This is a genomic window from Streptomyces sp. B8-7, assembly GCF_058833805.1.
Genome location: NZ_JBYRRL010000001.1, coordinates 1,554,224 through 1,569,709, shown reverse-complemented (window position 1 = coordinate 1,569,709; position 15,486 = coordinate 1,554,224). Strand labels below are relative to the sequence as shown.

The 15,486-nt window shown below is 72.4% G+C and carries 12 protein-coding genes; 1 reads left to right on the top strand and 11 read right to left on the bottom strand.

Annotated elements, in window-relative coordinates; all coding sequences use genetic code 11:
* Nucleotides 1-95: 95 nt before the first annotated feature.
* The 11 genes from AC5K6T_RS06520 to uvrC all read right to left on the bottom strand — a co-directional run bounded on the left by AC5K6T_RS06520 (nt 96) and on the right by uvrC (nt 13,700).
* Complete coding sequence (locus tag AC5K6T_RS06520; protein WP_493206424.1) at nt 96-857, bottom strand: thioredoxin domain-containing protein; 762 nt, start codon at nt 855-857, stop codon at nt 96-98.
* Nucleotides 858-1,171: 314 nt separating this feature from the next.
* Nucleotides 1,172-2,824 carry a glucose-6-phosphate isomerase gene (gene pgi / locus AC5K6T_RS06515; RefSeq protein WP_493207385.1) on the bottom strand — a complete coding sequence of 551 codons (1,653 nt, stop codon included), beginning with the start codon at nt 2,822-2,824 and terminating at the stop codon, nt 1,172-1,174.
* A 639-nt stretch (nt 2,825-3,463) separates the two neighbouring features.
* Entirely contained in the window at nt 3,464-3,751 is a 288-nt protein-coding gene (locus AC5K6T_RS06510; protein ID WP_019885342.1) for an RNA polymerase-binding protein RbpA, read from the bottom strand.
* 260 nt (nt 3,752-4,011) lie between these two features.
* Complete coding sequence (gene secG / locus AC5K6T_RS06505) at nt 4,012-4,248, bottom strand: preprotein translocase subunit SecG (RefSeq protein ID WP_208026456.1); 237 nt, start codon at nt 4,246-4,248, stop codon at nt 4,012-4,014.
* A gap of 139 nt (nt 4,249-4,387) precedes the next feature.
* A complete protein-coding gene (gene tpiA, locus AC5K6T_RS06500; RefSeq protein ID WP_493206423.1) occupies nt 4,388-5,164 on the bottom strand; it encodes a triose-phosphate isomerase in 777 nt (258 codons plus the stop codon).
* A 5-nt stretch (nt 5,165-5,169) separates the two neighbouring features.
* Nucleotides 5,170-6,381, bottom strand: coding sequence for a phosphoglycerate kinase (locus AC5K6T_RS06495; protein ID WP_493206421.1), 1,212 nt, complete (start codon nt 6,379-6,381; stop codon nt 5,170-5,172).
* Nucleotides 6,382-6,568: 187 nt separating this feature from the next.
* Entirely contained in the window at nt 6,569-7,576 is a 1,008-nt protein-coding gene (gap, locus tag AC5K6T_RS06490; protein ID WP_493206419.1) for a type I glyceraldehyde-3-phosphate dehydrogenase, read from the bottom strand.
* Between the two features lie 613 nt (nt 7,577-8,189).
* Nucleotides 8,190-9,179: a DNA-binding protein WhiA gene (gene whiA / locus AC5K6T_RS06485; RefSeq protein WP_493206417.1), complete on the bottom strand. Its 990-nt coding sequence runs from the start codon at nt 9,177-9,179 to the stop codon at nt 8,190-8,192.
* Nucleotides 9,170-10,237 carry a gluconeogenesis factor YvcK family protein gene (locus AC5K6T_RS06480; RefSeq protein WP_493206416.1) on the bottom strand — a complete coding sequence of 356 codons (1,068 nt, stop codon included), beginning with the start codon at nt 10,235-10,237 and terminating at the stop codon, nt 9,170-9,172. The genes whiA and AC5K6T_RS06480 overlap by 10 nt, the downstream gene beginning before the upstream one ends.
* Complete coding sequence (rapZ, locus tag AC5K6T_RS06475) at nt 10,234-11,397, bottom strand: RNase adapter RapZ (RefSeq protein WP_493206414.1); 1,164 nt, start codon at nt 11,395-11,397, stop codon at nt 10,234-10,236. The genes AC5K6T_RS06480 and rapZ overlap by 4 nt, the downstream gene beginning before the upstream one ends.
* A complete protein-coding gene (uvrC, locus tag AC5K6T_RS06470; protein WP_493206412.1) occupies nt 11,394-13,700 on the bottom strand; it encodes an excinuclease ABC subunit UvrC in 2,307 nt (768 codons plus the stop codon). Before uvrC ends, rapZ begins: the two co-directional genes overlap by 4 nt.
* Before the next feature lie 806 nt (nt 13,701-14,506).
* Here uvrC and AC5K6T_RS06465 point away from each other — a divergent pair.
* Complete coding sequence (locus AC5K6T_RS06465) at nt 14,507-15,457, top strand: hypothetical protein (RefSeq protein WP_493206410.1); 951 nt, start codon at nt 14,507-14,509, stop codon at nt 15,455-15,457.
* The last annotated feature ends 29 nt before the right edge of the window (nt 15,458-15,486 follow it).

Sequence of the window (15,486 nt, the reverse complement as noted above, 5' to 3'; positions counted from 1 at the left end):
CCGGTGAGCCGCCTCGGAGGGAGAGCCGTCGTCGGAGGACACGGCCGCAGAGGCGCGCGAGCGGGACATGCTGCCGTCGGACGACGGCGGCCCGGTCAGCGGAAGGCGTGCTCGCCCCACGCCCAGGGCTGGGCGTAGACCGTGCGCAGAAGGCTGATGAACAGCTCGCCGTCGAAGAGCACGCCCCGGTAGTCCTCCGGGATGCGGACCTCGTTGACGTCGGCGTTCGGCGTCCCCGGCCCGTTCGGCGCCTCCTCCCCGCCGGCCCGCTCGTAGGCCTGCTCCGACGCCGTCACGAAGGACCGGTACTTCATGGTCCGTACGGCGTCGTCGAAGGCGGGTCCGCGCAGGCCCTCCACCTGCTCGGCGAGTTCGAGGAGGTAGGCCTCGGTGTACCCGTCGGCGACCTCCTCGGGCTGGTGGGCGTAGAGCACCTTGTGGTACTCCGCGAACCTGCCCTCGTCCAGCGCGGCCCGCAGCGCGTTGACCGCGCGCTTCGAGCCGCCGCCCATCCTGTCGTCCAGGAAGGAGGCCAGGGTGTAGTGCGCGCTCGCCTTCCGTGCCACGACGGCCCCGCGCAGTGCGGGTCCGGCGCCGGTGGTCTCGAACTCCTCGCAGACGGGGCAGCGCAGGTCTTCGTAGAGATGGACCCGCACGGGCGCGTCCGGGTCCCCGACCACGATCGTGGTCCCGTCCTCCGCCAGCTTCTCCGGCACGTCCGCGAGGCGCTCGTACGGGGCCGCCGAGGCTTCCGCACGGTCCTCGGCCCCGTCGGAGTCCGCGTCGCCCCCGGCCCCGCACGCCGCCGTCAGCCCCAGCACCGCAGCCGCCGCGGCCGCGACGTACCGCCTGCGCATGTTCCCCACTCCTGCCTCCCCGAGATCAGCGGAACCCTAGGGCGTGTTTCGAAAGTAGCGTCGTCTGCCCGAAGGGCAGGTCTGGCGGCGTCTGGTGCGTGCGATCGCAAGGCGGAGGGTCGCCCCGATACTGGATGTATCGGGGCGAGCCCGACAACGCGGCGAGCGTGCGTGCCAGACGCCGCCAGGCAGGCGGGACTTTCGAAACACGCCCTAGGGCATGCACACGGGGAACGCACATCCGTTTCCCGGGGGGCGGGGGTCCGGCAGCCGGCCCGGACGACCTGCACGGACGCCGGACCGACCGGGCCTGGTCAGCCCCTGCCGCGCAGGCCCCGGTACCGGGCGACGAGGGCGGTGGTGGAGGCGTCGAGTCCGGGTACGTCCGTGCCCTGGGTCAGGGCGGGTTCGATCCGCCTGGCGAGGACCTTGCCCAGTTCGACGCCCCACTGGTCGAAGGAGTCGATGTGCCAGACGGCGCCCTGCACGAACACCTTGTGTTCGTAGAGCGCGACCAGCTGGCCGAGCACCGAGGGGGTCAGCTCCGGCGCCAGGACGGTGGTGGTGGGGTGGTCGCCCTGGAAGGTGCGGTGCGGCACCTGCTCCTCGGGCACGCCCTCGGCGCGGACTTCCCCGGGGGTCTTGCCGAAGGCGAGGGCCTGGGTCTGGGCGAAGAAGTTGGCCATCAGCAGGTCGTGCTGGGCCTTGAGGGTGTCGCCGAGGCCGTCGACGGGGCGTGCGAAGCCGATGAAGTCCGCGGGGACCAGCCTGGTGCCCTGGTGGATGAGCTGGTAGTAGGCGTGCTGGCCGTTGGTGCCGGGCGTGCCCCACACCACCGGCCCGGTCTGCCAGGTGACGGGGCGGCCCTCGCGGTCGACGGACTTGCCGTTGGACTCCATGTCGAGCTGCTGGAGGTAGGCGGTGAACTTCGACAGGTAGTGGCTGTAGGGCAGCACGGCGTGGGACTGCGCGTCGTGGAAGTTGCCGTACCAGATGCCCAGCAGGCCCATCAGCAGGGGGGCGTTGGCCTCGGGGGGCGCGGTGCGGAAGTGCTCGTCGACGGTGCGGAAGCCCGCGAGCATCTCCCGGAAGCGCTCCGGGCCGATCGCGATCATCAGCGACAGGCCGATCGCGGAGTCGTAGGAGTAGCGGCCGCCGACCCAGTCCCAGAACTCGAACATGTTCGCCGGGTCGATGCCGAACGCGGTGACCTTCTCCTCGTTCGTCGACAGTGCCACGAAGTGGCGTGCCACGGCCTTGTCGTCGCCGAGGGCGTCCAGGAGCCAGGAGCGGGCGGAGGTGGCGTTGGTGACCGTCTCGACGGTGGTGAAGGTCTTGGAGGCGATGACGAACAGCGTCTCGGCCGGGTCCAGGCCGTGCAGCGCCTCGTGCAGGTCGGCGCCGTCGACGTTGGAGACGAAGCGGAAGGTCATGTCCCGGGCGGTGTAGGCGCGCAGGGCCTCGTAGGCCATGGCGGGGCCGAGGTCGGAGCCGCCGATGCCGATGTTGACGACGTTGCGGATGCGGCGGCCGGTGTGGCCGGTCCACTCGCCGGAGCGGACCCGGCGGGCGAAGCCGGCCATCTTCTCCAGCACCGCGTGCACCCCGGGCACCACGTCGTGGCCGTCGGCCTCGACCACCGCGCCGGCCGGGGCCCGCAACGCGGTGTGCAGCACGGCCCGCCCCTCGGTGGTGTTGATCCGCTCACCGCGGAACATGGCGTCCCTCAACCCGAACACGCCCGTCGCGGCAGCCAGTTCCCGCAACAGCCGGAGCGTCTCGTCGGTCACCAGATGCTTGGAGTAGTCGATGTACAGGTCGCCCACCTGGAGGGTGTACGCCGAGCCGCGTCCCGGGTCGGCGGCGAACAGGTCCCGCAGCCGCACCCGGCCGAGCTGTTCACGGTGCTCGGCGAGGGCCTTCCACTCGGGGGTCCGGTCGAGCCTGGTGCGGCCGTCTGCGTTCATCTCGGACATCAGCCTTCTTTCCCACTTGTCCCTGTTGCGTACCTTGCCCCGCTGCCGGTCCAACCTAGTTGATCAGCCCTGGCCGATCAGCGGGGGACGCCGGCCGTCCTGAAGGCGTCGCAGGGGGGCGACCACAAGTACGTCCCAGCGGGGCGGAAGCGTCAGCGCGGCGTGCACGGGAAGGCGTTGACGGCCGAGGGGCGGGCGGAGGATCCCCGGGGCGGCTTCAGCGTCGGTCCGGGGCGGCGGCCCAGGCCGTGCCGAGGGGGGCGGGCCCGAGCGGCGGTCCGGCGCACGGAGGAGCGGTGCGGCGCGCGGACGAGCGCGGCGCGCCCGTTCTGCCGGACGGCGGGTGACTCGCCCCGCGGCTTCCGGCGGGCTGCTGCGGCAGGGCTGGACACCCGTGGGCCGGGGGCGAGGCGACGGCCTGCGGTCGGGGTGGCCCTCGGGTGAGTTCCCGGCGACCGGGCGGTGCGGCCTCCCGGTCGGCGCCGGTGAGCCGGCGCGGGAGCCGTCCGGTCGACGGCCGGCGAGCGAGTTCCCGGGCCGTCCGGTCGGCAGCCGGCGGTCAGGCGCCGGGCCGTCCGGTCGGCGGCCGGTGCTCGGACGCCGTCGGCCGGTGGGCGGACGGGGCGACCGTCAGATCTCGCCCCGCAGCTTGGCGAGCGCTTCGGCGAGGATGGCCTCGCCGTCGGCGTCGCTGCGCCGCTCTCGCACGTAGGCGAGATGCGTCTTGTAGGGTTCGGTGCGCGGCGGAGCCGGCGGGTTGTCCCGGTCCTGGCCGGCCGGGAAGCCGCAGCGCGGACAGTCCCAGGTGTCGGGGACCTGCGCGTCGCTGGCGAAGCTGGGCTGGGTCTCGTGCCCGTTGGAGCACCAGAAGGAGATGCGCAGGCGCGGGGCGGACTCGCCGCGCTCGGCCTCGCCCATCGGCCCCGCCCCGACCCGGCTTCCCCGGATCGCGTTGCCACTTGCCACGGTGTAACTCCCTGCGTGATGGTGCCGCGAAGCGAGTCGGCGTGTCGCCTCGTTGCGAGCGCCTCAGTCTACGTAAGGCCCAACGCACGTCCAGTGATTGGAGTTACACAGGCCCCGCACCCAGACGCAAGCCCCATGATAGGCCGCGCTCACGAGCGCGTACCGAACATGGGGCGTTACGTAGCGGAATGTTCCGGCGGGTGAGCCGTGGCTCAGTTGTTGACCTTCATCATGATGCCGAGCACCACGATGCACGCGAACCACAGCAGACCGACCACGACGGTGATGCGGTCGAGGTTGCGCTCGGCGACCGAGGAGCCGCCGACGGAGGACTGCATGCCGCCGCCGAACATGTCGGACAGGCCGCCGCCCTTCCCCTTGTGCATCAGCACCAGCAGCATCAGCAGCAGGCTGAAGACGATCAGGGCGATGGAGAACCCCAGAACCACGGCTGGACCAACTTCCTCGGACTCGGATGGACGACGCGGGGCCCAGCAGGTGCTGGACCCCGCAAGGGTACGACGGATCGCCGCCACCGCCTACTCGCGACCGCCCGGTCCGCCCGCACGGCGGCCCGGGCGGGCCGCGTCACTGGTCGCGGAAGCGGACGATCTTGACGAACTCCTCGGCGTCCAGCGAGGCGCCGCCGACGAGGGCTCCGTCGATGTCGGCCTGGGCCATGATCTCGGCGACGTTGCCGGCCTTGACCGAGCCGCCGTACTGGATACGGACCCGGTCGGCCAGTTCCCGGTCGTACAGCTCGGCCAGCTTGCCGCGGATGGCGGCGCAGACCTGCTGGGCGTCCTCGGCACCGCAGACCTTGCCGGTGCCGATGGCCCACACGGGCTCGTAGGCGATCACGACGGACTCGGCCTGCTCGGCGGGGAGGTCCTTCAGCCCGCCCTCGACCTGGGCGAGCGTGTGCGCGACGGCGTTGCCGGCCTCGCGGACGTCCAGTTCCTCGCCGACGCACATGATCGGGGTCAGGCCGTGCTTGTAGGCGGCCTTGACCTTGCTGTTGACGACCTCGTCGGTCTCTCCGTGGTACTGGCGGCGCTCGGAGTGGCCGACGGCCACGTACGTGCACTTCAGCTTGGCCAGCATCGGGCCGGAGATCTCGCCGGTGTAGGCACCGGAGTCGTACGCCGAGATGTCCTGGGCACCGTACTTGATCTTCAGTTTGTCGCCGTCGACCAGGGTCTGCACCGAGCGCAGGTCGGTGAAGGGCGGCAGGACGGCGACCTCCACGGCGTCGTAGTCCTTGTCCGCGAGGGCGAAGGCGAGCTTCTGGACGTGGGCGATGGCCTCCAGGTGGTTGAGGTTCATCTTCCAGTTGCCCGCCATCAGCGGCGTGCGCGTGCTCATTACGGTCAGTCCTCCAGTGCGGCGAGGCCGGGGAGCGCCTTGCCCTCGAGGTATTCGAGGGAGGCGCCGCCGCCGGTCGAGATGTGGCCGAACGCCTGCTCGTCGAAGCCCAGGGTACGGACGGCCGCGGCGGAGTCGCCGCCGCCCACCACCGTGAAGCCCGGGGAGTCGATGAGGGCCTGGGCGACCGCCTTGGTGCCCTCGGCGTAGTCGGGGTGCTCGAAGACGCCCATGGGGCCGTTCCAGAAGACGGTGGCCGCGTCGGCGAGCTTCGAGGCGTACAGGGCGCAGGTCTCCGGGCCGATGTCCAGGCCCATCCGGCCGGCGGGCATGGCGTCGGCGGCGACCGTCGCGGGGTCGGCCGGAGCCTTGCTCCTGAGGTCCGGGAACTCCGGGGCGACCAGGACGTCCACCGGCACCACGAGTTCGACGCCGTTCTTCTCGGCGCGCTCCAGGTACTCGGTGACGGCCGGGAGCTGGTCCTCCTGCAGGAGGGAGCTGCCGACCTCGTGGCCCCGGGCCTTGAGGAAGGTGTAGGCCATGCCGCCGCCGATGAGGATGCGGTCGGCCTTGGTGAGCAGCTCGTCGATGACGGCGAGCTTGTCGGACACCTTGGCGCCGCCGAGGACGACGACGTAGGGCCGCTTGACGTCCTCGGTGAGCTTCCTCAGCACGCCGACCTCGGTGGCGATGAGGTGGCCGGCGTAGTGCGGCAGCTTCTTCGGCAGGTCGTACACCGAGGCGTGCCTGCGGTGCACCGCGCCGAAGCCGTCGCCGACGTAGACGTCGGCGAGCGCGGCGAGCTGTCCGGCGAAGGCGTCCCGCTCGGCGTCGTCCTTGCTGGTCTCACCGGCGTTGAAGCGCAGGTTCTCGACGACCGCGACCTGCCCGTCGGCGAGGCCCGCGACCGCGGCCCGCGCGGATGCGCCGACGGTGTCGGCGGCGAAGGCGACGTCCCCGCCGAGGAGCTCACCCAGCCGTGCGGCGGCCGGGGCGAGCGAGAAGGCGGGGTCCGGGGCGCCCTTGGGGCGGCCCAGGTGCGAGGCGACGACGACCCGCGCGCCGGCTTCGGCGAGGGCCCGGACGGTGGGCACCACCGCGCGGATGCGGCCGTCGTCGGTGATGGTGGTGCCGTCGAGCGGCACGTTCAGATCGGCGCGGACGAAGACCCGCTTGCCCGCGACTCCTTCGGCGAGGAGTTCGTCGATCGTCTTCATTTTCGGGGGACTCCTACGGGGGCTCGTTCTGCTCGTGACCGGTCGACCAGGCCCGATCCTAGGGCGCGGCACGTCCTGGAAGGGGGGCCGGTCGGAACGCGAGTCAGGGCCCGGGCCGCGCGTCCCTGCGCCTGGCCCGGGCCCTGCTCTCGTCTCAAGGTGCCTGCTTCAGCCGATCAGCAGCCGCTCAGAGCTGGCCGCCGACGAAGACCGTGAGGTCCACGAGGCGGTTGGAGTAGCCCCACTCGTTGTCGTACCAGCCGATGACCTTCACGTTCTTGCCCTCCTGGACCATGGTCAGGGAGGAGTCGAAGGTGCAGGACGCCGGGGCGTTGACGATGTCGGAGGAGACGATCGGGTCCTCGGTGTACTCCAGGATGCCCTTGAGCTCGCCCTCGGCGGCCTTCTGGAAGACGGCGTTGAGCTCCTCCTTGGTGACCTCGCGGCCGAGCTCCACGACCAGGTCGGTGACCGAGCCGGTGGGCACCGGCACACGCATGGCGATGCCGTCCAGCTTGCCCTGGAGCTGGGGCAGGACCAGGGCGGTGGCCTTGGCGGCACCCGTGGTGGTCGGGATGATGTTCTCGGCGGCGGCGCGGGCGCGCCGCAGGTCCTTGTGCGGGAAGTCCAGGATGCGCTGGTCGTTGGTGTACGCGTGCACCGTCGTCATCAGGCCCTTGACGATGCCGAAGTTCTCGTCCAGGACCTTCGCCATCGGCGCCACGCAGTTGGTGGTGCAGGAGGCGTTGGAGATGACGTGGTGGTTCGCCGGGTCGTACTTGTCCTGGTTGACACCCATCACGATGGTGATGTCCTCGTCCTTGGCCGGAGCCGAGATGAGGACCTTCTTGGCGCCGCCGGCCAGGTGCTTGGCGGCGTCCTCGCGCTTGGTGAAGATGCCCGTGGACTCGATGACGACGTCGACGCCCAGCTCACCCCAGGGGATGTCGGCGGGGTTGCGCTCGGACAGCACCTTGATGGTGTGGCCGTCGACCGTGATCGTGTCGGCGGTGTGGGTGACCTCCTGCTTGAGGCGGCCCAGGATCGTGTCGTACTTCAGCAGGTGAGCGGTGGTCGCGGTGTCACCCAGGTCGTTGACAGCCACGATCTCGATGTCAGCACCCTGCTCCAGCAGCGCGCGGAAGTAGTTACGACCGATGCGGCCGAAGCCGTTGATGCCTACGCGGATCGTCACGAACCGATCTCCTCGTTGGTACGCCGGCCATGCGGTGCCGGCGAGCTGTATTTGGGATGTCCCCGACCGCCTACGACCCTACCTCTCTGGAGCCCCTGAGGTGACATCGAGATGGCCCATACACGGCAGTGCTGCCCTTACCCGCCAGTAGGGGTACGGACCGCCCGTGCCGAAAGGGCCCATCGCCCGTCAGGGCAAGGGAAAGCGGACCCGTTCGCCCCTCGGACGCCGCCTGCGGTACGGGGTCCGCCGGGAGAGGCGGCGCCTGTCAGGCTCACGTCAGCGGATGGCGCCGTCAAGAACGCCTTGCAGGCCACGCCGTCGTCCGCGACGTGCCTCCGGCCCGCCCCGGTGACTCCGGCCCGAGGGGCTTTCGCCTGCGGCCGGCGCGTCCGCCGGAGGGCACCGGCTCCGGTGCCCCGGCCTGACCGGAGGGGCCGCGACGAGGGCGCGGCGGGCCGGCGGCGTCGGCGCGGTCCGCGGCGGGGAAGGCGGCGCAGGGCCTCCACCGTCGACGGCCGGCTCCGGCCGCCCGGACCGGGGAGCCGGGCCGCTCACGGCAGGAGCGTGGCCGCGAGGCCGGCCCCACGACGGCGAAGGGGCGGCGGCGGAGTCACCCCGCGAGGTTGTCGGCCAGTTCCTCCGCGAGGTTGGCCTCGGTGCCCGGGATGCCCAGGTCGGCGGCGCGCTTGTCGGCCATGGCGAGCAGGCGGCGGATCCGTCCGGCGACGGCGTCCTTGGTGAGCGGCGGGTCGGCCAGCGCGCCCAGTTCCTCCAGGGAGGCCTGCTTGTGCTCCATGCGCAGCCGGCCGGCGGCGGCGAGGTGCTCGGGAACCTCCTCGCCGAGGATCTCCAGGGCCCGCTGCACCCGGGCTCCGGCGGCGACCGCGGCCCGCGCGGAGCGGCGGAGGTTGGCGTCGTCGAAGTTGGCGAGGCGGTTCGCGGTGGCGCGCACCTCGCGGCGCATCCGGCGCTCCTCCCAGGCCAGCACCGACTCGTGCGCGCCGAGGCGGGTCAGCAGCGCGCCGATCGCGTCCCCGTCGCGGACCACGACCCGGTCCACCCCGCGCACCTCGCGGGCCTTCGCCGCGATGGACAGTCTGCGGGCGGCGCCGACCAGGGCCAGCGCCGCCTCGGGGCCGGGGCAGGTCACCTCCAGGGACGAGGAGCGGCCGGGCTCGGTGAGCGAGCCGTGTGCCAGGAACGCGCCGCGCCAGGCTGCCTCGGCGTCGCACGTGGCACCGGACACCACCTGCGGGGGCAGCCCGCGGATCGGGCGGCCGCGGCCGTCGACCAGGCCGGTCTGGCGGGCGAGCTGGTCGCCGCCCGCGACGACGCGCACGACGTAGCGCGAGCCGCGGCGCAGTCCGCCCGGCGCCATCACGATCAGCTCGGAACCGTGGCCGAAGATCTCCAGGATGTCCCGCTTGAGCCGGCGGGCCGCCATCGCGGTGTCCAGTTCCGCCTCGATCACGATGCGCCCGCTGACCAGGTGGAGGCCGCCGGCGAACCGCAGGATGGCCGAGACCTCCGCCTTCCGACAGCAGGTCCGGGTGACGGGAAGCCGGGCGATCTCATCCTTCACCGCTGCCGTCATCGCCATGGGCCGATCCTTCCATGCATCCGAAAAATACGGTCGTACGCGGCTGCCAGCAGCTCCGCGTCGTGCCGCGGGGTCCCGTCGGGCCACGCCACCGGCGCCAGCTCGACCGCGGCCCCGAAGCCCTTGGCGGCCTCGGTCAGCGAGTCACGGTCGGGCACGGCGGCCTCGTCGGCCAGCACCACGTCCAGGGCGAGTTTAGGGGCGTGTCGTCCCAAAACCTCCAAATGACGCTGCGGGGAGAAGCCGTCGGTTTCCCCCGGCTGCGGAGCGAGGTTGAGGGAGAGCACCCGGCGCGCCTTCGTCTCCGTCAGCGCGTCCAGCAACTCGGGCACGAGGAGGTGCGGGATGACCGACGAGAACCAGGAGCCGGGGCCGAGCACCACCCAGTCGGCGTCCAGGACGGCCGCGACGGCCTCGGGGACGGCGGGCGGGTCGTTCGGCACCAGGTGCACGGACTGGACCTCGCCGGGGGTGAGCGCCACCGTGGCCTGGCCGCGGACCACCTCCACCTCGTCCGGGCGGTCCACGTCATGCCCCTTGACCAGCGCCTGGAGCTCCAGCGGAACCGCCGACATGGGCAGCACGCGCCCGTGCGCGCCGAGCAGCTTGCCGACCAGGTCGAGTGCCTGCACATGGTCGCCGAGCTGCTCCCACAGGGCCACGATCAGCAGGTTGCCGACCGCGTGGTCGTGCAGGTCGCCCTTGGAGTGGAAGCGGTGCTGGATGACACGGGCCCAGGTCTGGCCCCAGTCGTCGTCCCCGCACAGGGCGGCCAGCGCCTTGCGCAGGTCCCCGGGCGGCAGTACGCCGAGTTCGTCGCGCAGGCGGCCGCTGGAGCCGCCGTCGTCGGCGACGGTGACGACGGCCGTGAGATCGCCGGTGATCCGGCGCAGCGCGGCCAGCGAGGCGGACAGGCCCCGGCCCCCGCCGAGCGCCACCACCTTGGGCTGGGCGCCGCGGCGGCGCGCCCGGCCGCCCCGGCTCCCGACGGGCCGGCCGGCCCGGGTCTCGGTCACCGACCGGCGCAGCCGGCTCAGCCGCGGAGTACGTCCTGTCATTCGCGTCCCATGTCCCGGTGGACGACCACCGTCTCCACACCCTCCGCCGCGAGGCGCGCGGCGAGCTTCTCCGACATCGCCACCGAGCGGTGCTTGCCGCCCGTACAGCCGATGGCGATGGTCACGTAGCGCTTGCCCTCGCGCCGGTATCCGGCGGCGATCAGCCGCAGCAGCTCGGCGTAGCGGTCGAGGAACTCCTTCGCGCCGGGCTGGTTGAAGACGAACGCCGCGACCTCCTCGTTCACACCGGTGAACGGGCGCAGTTCCGGCACCCAGTGCGGGTTCGGCAGGAAGCGCATGTCGGCGACGAGGTCGGCGTCGACCGGCAGGCCGTACTTGAACCCGAAGGACATCACGGTGGCCCGCAGCTCGGGCTCCTCCTCGCCCGCGAACTGGGCGTCCATCTTGGCGCGCAGCTCGTGCACGTTGAGGCTGGAGGTGTCGATCACCAGGTCGGCGTCACCGCGCAGTTCGCGCAGCAGTTCGCGTTCGGCGTCGATCCCGTCGACGATCCGGCCGTCCCCCTGCAGCGGGTGCGGCCGGCGCACGGACTCGAAGCGGCGCACCAGGGCTTCGTCGGAGGACTCCAGGAAGACGATGCGCCGGGTGACGCCCCGGCCGTCGAGGTCGGCGAGGGATTCGCGCAGGTTGTCGAAGAAGCGGCGGCCGCGCACGTCGACGACGACGGCGATCCGTGCCACGTTGCCCTGTGAGCGGGCGCCCAGCTCCACCATGGTGGGGATCAGGGCGGGCGGCAGGTTGTCGACCACGAACCAGCCGAGGTCCTCCAGGCACTTCGCGGCCGTGGAGCGGCCCGCTCCGGACATACCGGAGATGATCACCAGCTCGGGGATGGCGGCCTCGGGGATCCCGGGGCCGGTGCTGTCCTGGTTCACCTGCGCTCCGTCGTCGGGGAGGGCCTGCCGGGCCTCGGCGGCCTCCTGGTTCCCGCGGTCCGGCGCGGTCCGCGGTGCGTCGTCCCGTCCGTGTGCGGGCCCTGTCTGATGGCCGGTCTCGCGGCCGGTGACGTGATCGGTCTCGTGATCGGTCTCGTGATCGGTCTCGTGATCGGTCTCGTGATCGGTTTCGTGATCGGTTTCGTGACCAGTGACGTGATCGGTGTGGTGATCGGTTTCGTGTTCGGTTTCGTGGTCGGTCATCTCTCCTGCCCCCGTCGCTCGTCCGGGGCTCCCGCGGGTACGGGCTCCCCCGGGGCGCCCGCCGTCGCGCCGGGCGTCCCGTCCTCCATGTCATCCATGATCTCTCCGGTGGCCGTGTTCACGGCGGGCGCGGCCGGGGCCGCCCGGGCGAGGGCCACGGCGATGGTCTCGGCCGTCTTGCGGCCGATGCCCGGCACCTCGCAGATCTGGTCGATTGTGGCGGATCGCAGCTTCTTCACCGAACCGAAGTGTTTGATCAGCGCCTGTCTGCGGGTCTCCCCCAGCCCCGGCACGTCGTCCAGCGGACCGGCGCGGAACCGCTTGGCCCGCTTGGTGCGCTGGTAGGTGATCGCGAAGCGGTGCGCCTCGTCACGGACCCTCTGGAGCAGGTAGAGGCCCTCGCTGGTGCGGGGCAGGACCACCGGATCGTCGTCGCCGGGCAGCCAGACCTCTTCCAGCCGCTTGGCGAGGCCGCACACGGCGATGTCATCGATCCCCAGCTCGTCCAGCGCCCGCTGGGCGGCCGCGACCTGGGGCGGGCCGCCGTCCACGACGACGAGCTGGGGCGGATAGGCGAACTTCCTGGGCCGTCCGTCCTCATCGGTGAGCGCCCCCGGTGGGGAGGCGGCCTCGCCGGGGGCGGGGGCGGGCGCCTCGCCCGGTCCGGACGCGTGCGCCTCGCCGCGTCCGGGGGCGGCAGGGCGCACCGGTACCGGGCTGAGGCCGTCGTGATCCATGCGGGCCGCGGCACGTGCGGTCTCCGGCCCGGCGCCTGCTGTGGCGTCGGAGCCGGCCGCCGCGGCAGGGGCTGTCGCGGCCGGGTCGGCCGCAGCCGGAGCGGCGGATCCGGAGGTGACGGCCGGGCCGCCCGCGTCCTGTGGGTCGGCCCACTCGCCCGTGCGCTCCTTCTCCGCCAGGTAGCGCCGGAAGCGTCGGGTGATCACCTCGTGCATGGAGCGCACGTCGTCCTGGCCCGCGAAGCCCTTGATCTGGAAGCGGCGGTACTCGCTCTTGCGCTGGAGTCCGTCCTCGAAGACGACCATGGAGGCGACCACGTCGTCCCCCTGGAGGTGAGAGACGTCGTAGCACTCGATCCGCAGGGGAGCACTGTCCAGGGAGAGGGCGCCGGCGATCTCCTCCAGGGCGCGGGAGCGGGTCGTGAGGTCGGAGGCGCGCTTGGTCTTGTGCAGGGCGAGGGCCTGCTGGGCGTTGCGCTGCACGGTCTCCATGAGGGCCTTCTTGTCCCCGCGCTGCGGGATGCGCAGCGAGACGCCCGCACCGCGCCGCTCGGTGAGCCACTCCTGGACCGGCTCTGCCGGTTCGGGCAGTGCGGGGACCAGCACCTCCTTGGGGACGCTGTCGCCCGTCTCCTCGCCGTAGAGCTGCTGCAGGGCGTGCTCGACGAGGGCACCGGTGGTGACCTCCTCGACCTTGTCGGTGACCCAGCCGCGCTGGCCGCGCACCCGGCCGCCGCGGACGTGGAAGATCTGCACGGCCGCTTCCAGTTCGTCCTCGGCGACCGCGATCAGGTCCGCGTCGGTCGCGTCCGCGAGCACGACCGCGTTCTTCTCCATGGCCTTCTTCAGGGCCTCTATGTCGTCGCGCAGCCGGGCGGCCCGCTCGTACTCCATCTCCTCGGCCGCCTCCGCCATCCGCCGCTCCAGACGGCGCAGATAGGTGCCGGTGCGGCCGGCCATGAAGTCACAGAACTCCTCGGCGAGTTCGCGGTGCTCCTCGGGCTCGATCCGGTCGACACAGGGCGCCGAGCACTTGCCGATGTAGCCGAGCAGGCAGGGGCGTCCGGTGCGGGAGGCGTTCTTGAAGACGCCCGCCGAGCAGGTGCGCACCGGGAAGACGCGCAGCAGCAGGTCCACGGTGTCCCGGATGGCCCAGGCGTGGGCGTACGGCCCGAAGTACCGGACACCTTTCCGTTTGTGACCGCGCATGACCTGCACGCGCGGGAACTCCTCGTTCATCGTCACCGCGAGGTACGGGTAGCTCTTGTCGTCGCGGTACTTGACGTTGAACCGCGGGTCGTACTCCTTGATCCACGAGTACTCCAGCTGCAGCGCCTCGACCTCCGTGGACACCACCGTCCACTCCACCGACGCTGCCGTGGTGACCATCGTGCGGGTGCGCGGGTGGAGGCCGGCCAGGTCCTGGAAGTAGTTGGCCAGGCGCTGGCGCAGGCTCTTCGCCTTTCCGACGTAGATCACCCGGCGGTGCTCGTCACGGAACCTGTACACCCCGGGAGAGTCCGGGATCTCACCCGGCCTGGGGCGGTAGCTGGAGGGATCGGCCATGTCTCACACCCTACTGGCGGGCGGTGACACTCCGGCGAGGCTGTGGACAACCGTCCGGGATCGTACGCCCCCGGCCCGGCCCCCTGGACGGAACCGCCCCCTGGCCGCGCACGGGCCCACGCCGGCTGCGTGAAGGGCCCGCGTCCGGGCCGACGGGGACCGCACGGGGCCGCGGGCCACAGGCGGGTGCGGGCGCAGCAGTCGGGTACGGGCGGGCACGGGCGGGCACGGACGGGAGCAGGCGGGCACGGGCGGGCACGGACGGGAGCAGGCGGGCACGGGCGGGCACGGACGGGAGCAACGAGGAGGAACGAGGGTCACCGGGCGGCGGCGAGGAGCCTGCGAGAAGCAGCGCAACGGCAGGGGGAGAAGGCAGGCGTCGGGGGCGGGAGCGCTCAGGGCCGCGGCACGGACGGGAACCGGCCGACTCCCCGGGCGGGGACGGACGCCGTCACGTCCATGGAGCCGCCGCCCCTCCTCGGGCGGAACCGGCCGCCCCGCCGACGGGGCCGACCGGCCAGCCGCCCCCGCCGCCCCGCGGTCCCCGGCACCTGCGCCCGCCCACCGCGCCGCGCCGCGCCCGCCGTGACGCGGGCTCCGCCTGGCAGGGCGGGGCACGGACTGGGCCACGGTTGGGCCCGAGGTGTTGTCGGGACTTGGTCAACACGCTTCAATGCGGAGGAACTCGGGGCCGAGAACGACGGCGCCCGCCCGTGACGACCCCCCCGGCGCCGACGGGGTGGCCCCGAGAGCACCCGCGTGAACGGTCTGACCAGCCGTTGTGAACCACACAGAAAGGCCCCTGCATGCCGCACGCCACACAGCACGCGGAGATCGCCACCGCGGAACTGGACACGGCTCTGCGCGGCGGCCCCTTCCACGTCGCCCTGCGCGCCGCCATCGCCGCCCGCGGTCTGCCCCTGCAACGCGTGCAGCACCACCTCTCGCGCCATGGCGTGAAGGTCGGTGTGACCAGCCTCAGCTACTGGCAGCAGGGCGCCCGCCGCCCCCAGCGCCCGGAGTCGCTGCGGGCCGTGCGCGCCCTGGAGGAGATACTCCAGCTTCCCGAGGAGTCGCTGATACGCCTGCTCGCCCAGGCCGAGGAGGGCACCACCGCCGCCCAGCACGCCTCCGCCCGCTCCTACCGCTCGCTCGTGGCGGCCTCCGGAGCCCTGGAACGCCTGCTGCTCGAAATGGAGTCCCCCCGCGACGGCGGGCTGCATCTGCTCGGTCATCACGAGCAGGTCCGCATCGGGGCCCGCCGCGAACTGCTGGGCCGTGAGTCCCATCATGTGGTGCGCGCCCACCGGGACGGCGTCGACCGGTTCGTCGCCGTCCACCACGGCGACCCGGGCTGCGCGCCCGAGCGTATGTCCGTGCACGCCCTGGAGAACTGCCGCACCGGCCGCGTCCGGCGTCACGACGGTACCGGCATTCTGGTGGCCGAGCTGCTCTTCGACACCCGGCTGCGTGCCGGGGACACCTTCCTCTTCCGCTACCGCGTCGAGGACGGCACCGCCGGAGTCTCGTACGAGTGCGTGCGCGGCTTCGGCCCGCCCGGCGGCCAGTACGTCCTCCAGGTGCGCTTCGACGAACGCGCCCTCCCGGCGCGCTGCCACCGCTTCACCCAGCACTCGGTGGCCGCCCCGCGCAGCGGCCGGCAGGAACTCCCGCTCGCCGGCCGCCACCGGTCCGTCCACCTCGTCGAACCGCGGGTGCGCTCGGGGATCGTCGGGATCGGCTGGGACTGGGCGTAGGGCTGCGGTACCAGGGCGCCGCGGGCCGT